General features: G+C 68.4%; 7 protein-coding genes. All 7 read left to right on the top strand.

Annotation, left to right across the window (positions count from 1 at the left end; all coding sequences use genetic code 11):
- Positions 1 to 207 precede the first annotated feature (207 nt).
- The 7 genes from ACWDKQ_RS34655 to ACWDKQ_RS34625 all read left to right on the top strand — a co-directional run bounded on the left by ACWDKQ_RS34655 (position 208) and on the right by ACWDKQ_RS34625 (position 5,871).
- Positions 208 to 387 carry a hypothetical protein gene (locus tag ACWDKQ_RS34655; RefSeq protein ID WP_450142989.1) on the top strand — a complete coding sequence of 60 codons (180 nt, stop codon included), beginning with the start codon at positions 208 to 210 and terminating at the stop codon, positions 385 to 387.
- Positions 388 to 812: 425 nt separating this feature from the next.
- The gene (locus ACWDKQ_RS34650) at positions 813 to 1,478 is read left to right on the top strand and encodes an HAD-IC family P-type ATPase (protein WP_450142988.1); all 666 of its coding nucleotides are present in this window, start codon (positions 813 to 815) and stop codon (positions 1,476 to 1,478) included.
- 284 nt (positions 1,479 to 1,762) lie between these two features.
- Positions 1,763 to 3,358, top strand: a complete 1,596-nt coding sequence (locus ACWDKQ_RS34645; protein WP_450142987.1) for an MFS transporter — start codon at positions 1,763 to 1,765, stop codon at positions 3,356 to 3,358.
- A 65-nt stretch (positions 3,359 to 3,423) separates the two neighbouring features.
- The gene (locus ACWDKQ_RS34640; RefSeq protein ID WP_450142986.1) at positions 3,424 to 3,891 is read left to right on the top strand and encodes a hypothetical protein; all 468 of its coding nucleotides are present in this window, start codon (positions 3,424 to 3,426) and stop codon (positions 3,889 to 3,891) included.
- An 11-nt stretch (positions 3,892 to 3,902) separates the two neighbouring features.
- Entirely contained in the window at positions 3,903 to 4,106 is a 204-nt protein-coding gene (locus tag ACWDKQ_RS34635; protein ID WP_450142985.1) for a hypothetical protein, read from the top strand.
- 12 nt (positions 4,107 to 4,118) lie between these two features.
- Entirely contained in the window at positions 4,119 to 4,301 is a 183-nt protein-coding gene (locus ACWDKQ_RS34630; RefSeq protein ID WP_450142984.1) for a hypothetical protein, read from the top strand.
- 127 nt (positions 4,302 to 4,428) lie between these two features.
- On the top strand, positions 4,429 to 5,871 hold the full coding sequence (locus tag ACWDKQ_RS34625) for a DUF1015 family protein (protein WP_450142983.1): 1,443 nt from the start codon (positions 4,429 to 4,431) through the stop codon (positions 5,869 to 5,871).
- Positions 5,872 to 6,197: the final 326 nt, after the last annotated feature.

The following is a 6,197-nucleotide window of genomic DNA, read 5'->3' as shown; positions in this document are numbered from 1 at the left end:
CGACAGACTGGGGCCTGCTACCGGGCGCTCCGGTGCCTACCCGGACGGGACTCTCACCCGCTGGCCTGGTCCAGCTTCCAGGACGCAACATGCGTTGCATGTTACCGAGCCGCGCTTAGCAGCTCTGGTGGCGAGCCGAGGCTCGATCGAACAAGCCACCGGGGCGTCACGAGCTACCGTGGGTCTGACAATCGCCGGGTCCGGGCGATGACGGCGCCCGAGGACGACGGCGGCGCGGTAGACGATGGCGTGCTTGTCGTACCGGGTCGCGAGTCCTCGCCGTTGCTTGATGCGGCAGTAGCGGCGTTCGACCACGTTGCGATTCCTGTAGTCGGCGGCGTCGAGCGTGACCGGGCGGCCGCGCGTGATCCGCGGCGCTTGCGGTGACACTTTTGATCGTCCGGCTCGGAATTCACGGGCTTGATCCCGCGCGAGCGCAGGTACGCGCGTATAGCGCGGGACGAGTACAGGAAGTCGGGGTCGCGTGGCCTTGTCGGTCCACTCGTACGCCCGGCGAATCCGTTGCGAAGAAAATCAGTTGCCCGAATGGCACGCCGCACCCTAGCCTCCTCGGTACACAGGAAGGGAGGTGGTCCAACGTTGAAAACCAACAGGACTTGTGAGGTGGCTGTCCGCTAGGACCGCCCACGGCACTCCAGCCGACCCGTGTCGTCGTGATCCTGCGGGATTCGGCGCGGGCATGCGGTCGGCGAATACCAGGCAGCTACCCGACCCCGGAGCCCCGAGCTGTGTCCGGCTCGGCCTGTACGGACAAACCGACAGGAATCGGCTCCGGGGTTGCTGCTTATCCGATGGCGGCGCAATCGCCAACCGCGATCACGCTCATCGCCGCCCTCGACGGACGCGCGGCCGGGCTAATCGGCATCGCCGACGCGCCTCGGGAAACCTCGACGGCCGCCATCGCCGAACTCCATGCCCTGGGTGCCGAAGTCGTCATGCTCACCGGCGACAACCAGGCGACTGCGCAGCGGATCGCGGGGCAGTTGGACATCGACACCGTCGTAGCCGACGTACTCCCGAGCGACAAAGCGTCCAAGATCGCCGGGTTGCAGCGGACCGGCCGCAGGGTGGCGATGGTCGGCGACGGGGTGAACGACGCGCCTGCTCTGGCCCAGGCCGACCTCGGGATCGCCATCGGCGCCGGGACCGATGTGGCCATCGAAACCGCGGAAGTCGTCCTGATGCGGTCCGACCCCCTCGACGTCCAAACAGCACTGCGCATCGGCCGGGGCACTCTGCGGAAGATGCGTCAGAACCTGGGCTGGGCGATCGGCTACAACGCTATCGCGCTCCCCATCGCCGCAGGCGTTTTCGAACCCGCGTTCGGGCTCATGCTCCGCCCCGAGATCGCCGCCCTTTCGATGTCGGGCTCCAGCATCATCGTTGCCGTCAATGCCTTAGCGCTCAAAGAGCTGCTCCTGCCGATCCGCAGACCGGCCGAGCCCCGCGGAAAGTAGGAGCGCGCACGCGCGTCGAGCGAACGGCCAACTCCGATCCGCGGTGCTTCCGCTATTCGCGGTAGTGGCAATCGCCGCGAGACCAGAACCTCGCGGCATCCAGCCAACTGGCCACCTTTGTAGATGCTTTCGACGGAATCCCGCCAGACGGATGTCCACACCGGGGCAAGACGATCAACGAGTTACTGCGCGACCGCGATTTGGCGCTGCGTTGTGCCGCTGGCGACGATCAAACGGTCATCAGCCGCGCTGCCGAAACGTCGTCCTCCGCAGAGGATGGCCATATGCAGGCGAGGAGAAGCACCAACGGCGGAACGGTGCTGGGAACTCTGGCAGTCGGGCAGTTCCTGATGACACTGGATACCTCGGTGATGAACGTGTCCATCGCGACGGTCGCCGAGGACGTCGGTACGACGGTGAGCGGCATCCAGACCGCCATCACGCTCTACGCCCTGGTAATGGCGATGTTCATGATCACCGGCGGCAAGATCGGTACGCTGATCGGCCGACGCCGTGCGTTCACCGCCGGCTGCGTGATCTACGGGTGCGGCTCCCTGACCACCTCGCTCGCCCCTGGCCTGGGAGTGCTGATCCTCGGTTGGTCGTTGCTGGAAGGGCTGGGCGCCGTGCTCATCATGCCAGCGATCGTCGCGCTCGTGGCTGCGAACTTCCCGCAGGCCCAGCGCCCACGGGCGTACGGGCTCGTGGCGTCCGCTGGCGCGATAGCCGTCGCCGTGGGGCCGCTCATCGGTGGCCTCGTGACCACGTACTTCTCATGGCGGTGGGTCTTCGCCGGTGAGGTCGTGATCGTGATCGTGATCCTACTCCTCGCGCGTCGCGTGGATGACGCACCGCCGCACCGCCGCCAGGTACTCGATCTTGTGGGCACCGCGCTGTCCGCTGCGGGCCTCGGGCTGGTCGTCTACGCGGTGTTGCGTTCGAGCAGCTGGGGATGGGTGGCACCCAAGCCGGACACGCCGGCACTGCTGGGCGTCTCCGCCACCATCTGGCTGATCTTGGCAGGCGGGCTCGTGTTCCGGGTGTTTCTCGCCTGGGAGCGCAGGCGCGTGACACACGGCCTCGAGCCGCTCGTCGACCCCGCGATGCTGCGCAATCGGCAGCTTCGCGGAGGGCTGGCGATCTTCTTCTTCCAGTTCCTCCTGCAGTCCGGACTGTTCTTCATCGTTCCCCTGTTCCTGTCCGTTTCGCTCGGACTCACCGCCCTGCAGACCGGCGTGCGACTCCTGCCGCTGTCGATAACCCTGCTCATCGCTGCGGTCGGCATCCCGAAGGCATGGCCGGATGCATCACCGCGTCGTGTGGTGCAGTGGGGCCTGTTCGCCCTCTTCGGCGGGCTGATGGCGTTGCTGGCGGCACTCGAGCTCGGCGCAGGTCCCGAAATCACGACCGTGCCCATGCTGTTGGCCGGGCTCGGCATCGGCTCGCTGGCCTCGCAGTTGGGTAGCGTGACCGTTTCCGCAGTCCCCGACGAACGGACCGGCGAGGTCGGTGGCCTCCAAAACACCTCCACGAACCTTGGCGTGTCGGTCGGCACCGCGCTAGCCGGTTCGGTGCTCATCGCCGCCTTGACCATGTCGTTCCTGCAGGGCATCAGCCAGAACCCGAGCGTGCCACCCCAGGTGACCTCCCAAGCCGGGGTCGAGCTCGTCAGCGGTGCCCCCTTCCTGTCCGACGCCGACCTGGAACAGGCGCTCGCGACGACCGGATTATCGTCCAGCACCGTTTCCGCGATCGTGGAGGAGAACGCCGCCGCGCGGCTGCAGGCTCTGCGCGCGGCCGACGCGGTGCTCGCAGTCATCGCTGGGATCTCGCTCTTCTTCACGCGCCTCATCCCGAACAAACAACCGGCACGCTCCTGAGTCGGGTCCCGCGCCGGGATCCGGATCAGATCGAGACTGGCCAACTCTCCGGCGCACCGCAGGCGATGACGGGCGGCTGCAACCGGGCCCTGCTGTGGGCCGGCCAATTCGTCAACACCACCGGCCTTATGATGCTGGTGCCGATCATGCCCTTCTACCTGGAGGCGATGGGCACCAGCGGAATGGCGGAGACTCAGACGTGGGCCGGGATGGCGATCGCCGCCCCGGCACTGGCCCTGACGTTCACCACTCCCCGGTGGGGGCGTCTCGGCGATCGCATCAGCCGCAAGTGGATGGTGGTCCGCCTTGCTGGGGCTGGCCGGGGCGATGGTCGTGATGGCCGCGGCGGCCACACCGCTGATGCTGGTGGCCGGGCGGCTGCTGCAGGGCACCTTTGGTGGTGTCGTCGAGGCGTCCGCCGCATTCGCCGGCTCAACCGGCTCGGCTGCAAAGCGCGGCTCGGCGCTGAACAAGTCCTTCAGCCCACCGCGGCCGGCGCACGGGCCGGGCCCATCGCCGGCGGGCGTTCGTAGGCGCCGGCGGCTTGCGGCAACTGATGCTCGTCATCGCAGCCGCTGCAGTGGTGCTCGCTGGCGGCTGCGCGGTGGGCTTGCCGGAGCCAGGACGCCGGCAGCCGCGTGCCGGGCAGCGTGACGACCGGTCGAAGCGGGATCGGGCATCCGCCATGCAGGTGCCGAGTGCGATCCCGTTGGCGCTGGCCGCGGTCGCAGCGTACTTCGGCATTTAGGGGCTCATCTCCGTGTTCGCCGAGCAGGTGCGCGGGGGCGTGCCGGACCCGTCGACCGCGAGCCTGTGGGTCGGCGTGCTGCATTCGGTGATGTGGGGCGCCAGCCTGGTCGGCTCGTTCTGGTGGGCAAGCACAACGACCGCACCGTCCGACCCGTTCGTACCTTCGCGATCGCCGCCGGCGGATGCGCCGTGAGCATCGCGCCCTTCAGCCTCCCCCTGGATCCCGTCGCCCTGACCCCGCTGCACGCAGTGCAGGGGTTCCGCTTCGCCGCACTCGCACAGTCGCTGTTCCTGCACGTCAGCAGGCATGCGCCGGAGGAGTGCAGGAGTTTTTTCGTCGGCGCGCCAACGGCTTCCTGCTCACCGGCCAATCCGCCGGACCGCTGCTCGCGGGACCGTTAATCAGCCTGATGCCGGTCGCCGCCGCCATCCTCGTGATGGCCACCGCCTGCGCGATCGCGGGCCTGTTCACGTTCGCCTCGGCACAGCGGGAGAATTCCGCTGACGATGACGAGCTCGACGAAGAAGCGGACGCCGAGGAGACGACCCAATTGCCAGCAGTCGGCGCGATGAACCCCGCCCGCCCAAGCACCAACGGGGTCGGTCTAGTCCCCTTCCGCGGTTGGCGCGTCGCTTCCGAGCGCCTGCGCGATCTGGCCGGGCGCTACGCCACGCCCTGGGATCAACATGCCGGTTCCTGGGACGGGTCGGCGGAGGAAGCAGCGAGCGTCCTGCGGTCCTGGCAGCGAAGCGGCGCGCTGGAGCGCGAGCCCGCCCGCGCCGTGTACGCCTACGAACAGACCGGGCCGCGCGGGGCCCAGCGCGGGCTGCTCGCGGCCGTCCACCTGGACAGCCGCCTGTTGCCGCACGAGGACGTCATTCCCAGTCGCGCAAACGGTATTGGCCGGGTCCTGGAGGTCGGTCGGCTGAACCTCGAGCCCTTGCTGCTGGGCTACTCCGGCGGTGAGCGCACCGCAGCACACCTCGATGCAGCTGCCCGGCGCACACCGACGTCGGAAGTCCTCGCCTCGGACGGACAACGGCACCGGTTGTGGCACATCACCGACCAAGCGGCGCAGGCTGACATCACGGCCGAGCTCAGCCGCATCCCGGCTTTCCTCGCCGACGGGCACCATCGTTGGGTCGCGGCCCGGCAGTTCCGCCGATGCCTCCACGCCGAAGGTCGCGGCGCGGGCCCGTGGGACTACATCTCCGGATTGCTCGTCGACATCCAGCGCAGCCCGATGGCGCTTTCCCCGGTCCACCGCGTCCTGCCGCACGTCAACCCGACAGCAGCCCTGAACTCGGCGGCGACCCGATTCCGGGTAGCCAGGTTGCGGGGCAGCCTCATCGAATGGTTGCGCGTGCTCCGGCAGAACGCCCAGCACGCAATCGCCTTCGTGGTGGTGACCGGGCACGAGGCGTTCCTGCTGACCGACCCGCACCGGCCGTTCGTGGCCGAAGAACTGCGCCGGGTTCCAGCGGCACTTCGCCGGATGCAGCTTGCCGTCCTGCACGCAGCTGTAATCGAGACGCTCTGGGGCGTACCGGATTCGCCCGAGGACGTCCACTACGAGGACAGCCCCACCAGGGCGGTGCGCCAGGTCCAGGAGTTCGGTGGCATCGCCGTGCTGGTCGCGCCACCGCGGCAGGCGGATCTCCAGAGCGCCGCGGGGGCGGGCTTGAGGCTGCCGCGCAAGTCGACCTCGTTCGGCCCCAAGCCGCACCCCGGTCTCGTCCTCCGTCTCCTCGACGAGGACTGACTCCCGTTCACGCAACGTGTAAAAACGGTCCGCGAGCCGACACCTCACGGTGTCGACGTTGGCCACCGCCCGTCCGGCGCTGGTCCTCCCGTGGCGATACCCGCCGCCAGCACAGTGCCCGTCTTACCTGCGTTTCCATCGGGCTGTCACGACACGACTCGCCGCCACCCAACCATGTTGGGAAACCAAGTTCCTGACCGACTTGGCTCTCGCCAGCCTGCCAGTTCCCTTGGCCACGACGACCAGGGCTCGCGCGGCCGAGCGGGTCGGCGACCTGCTCACCTCGTGGCTTGACCGGCTTCCGGCCTGGCTTCGCCGCGTGGTCT

The organism is Saccharopolyspora sp. NPDC000995 (assembly GCF_053599315.1).
This window is presented reverse-complemented; position numbering and strand designations above follow the sequence as displayed.

Coding starts and splice junctions, on each gene's coding strand:
- ACWDKQ_RS34655 (WP_450142989.1), top strand. CDS start 208: ATGACGGCGCCCGAGGACGACGGCGGCGCGGTAGACGATGGCGTGCTT.
- ACWDKQ_RS34650 (WP_450142988.1), top strand. CDS start 813: ATGGCGGCGCAATCGCCAACCGCGATCACGCTCATCGCCGCCCTCGAC.
- ACWDKQ_RS34645 (WP_450142987.1), top strand. CDS start 1,763: ATGCAGGCGAGGAGAAGCACCAACGGCGGAACGGTGCTGGGAACTCTG.
- ACWDKQ_RS34640 (WP_450142986.1), top strand. CDS start 3,424: ATGACGGGCGGCTGCAACCGGGCCCTGCTGTGGGCCGGCCAATTCGTC.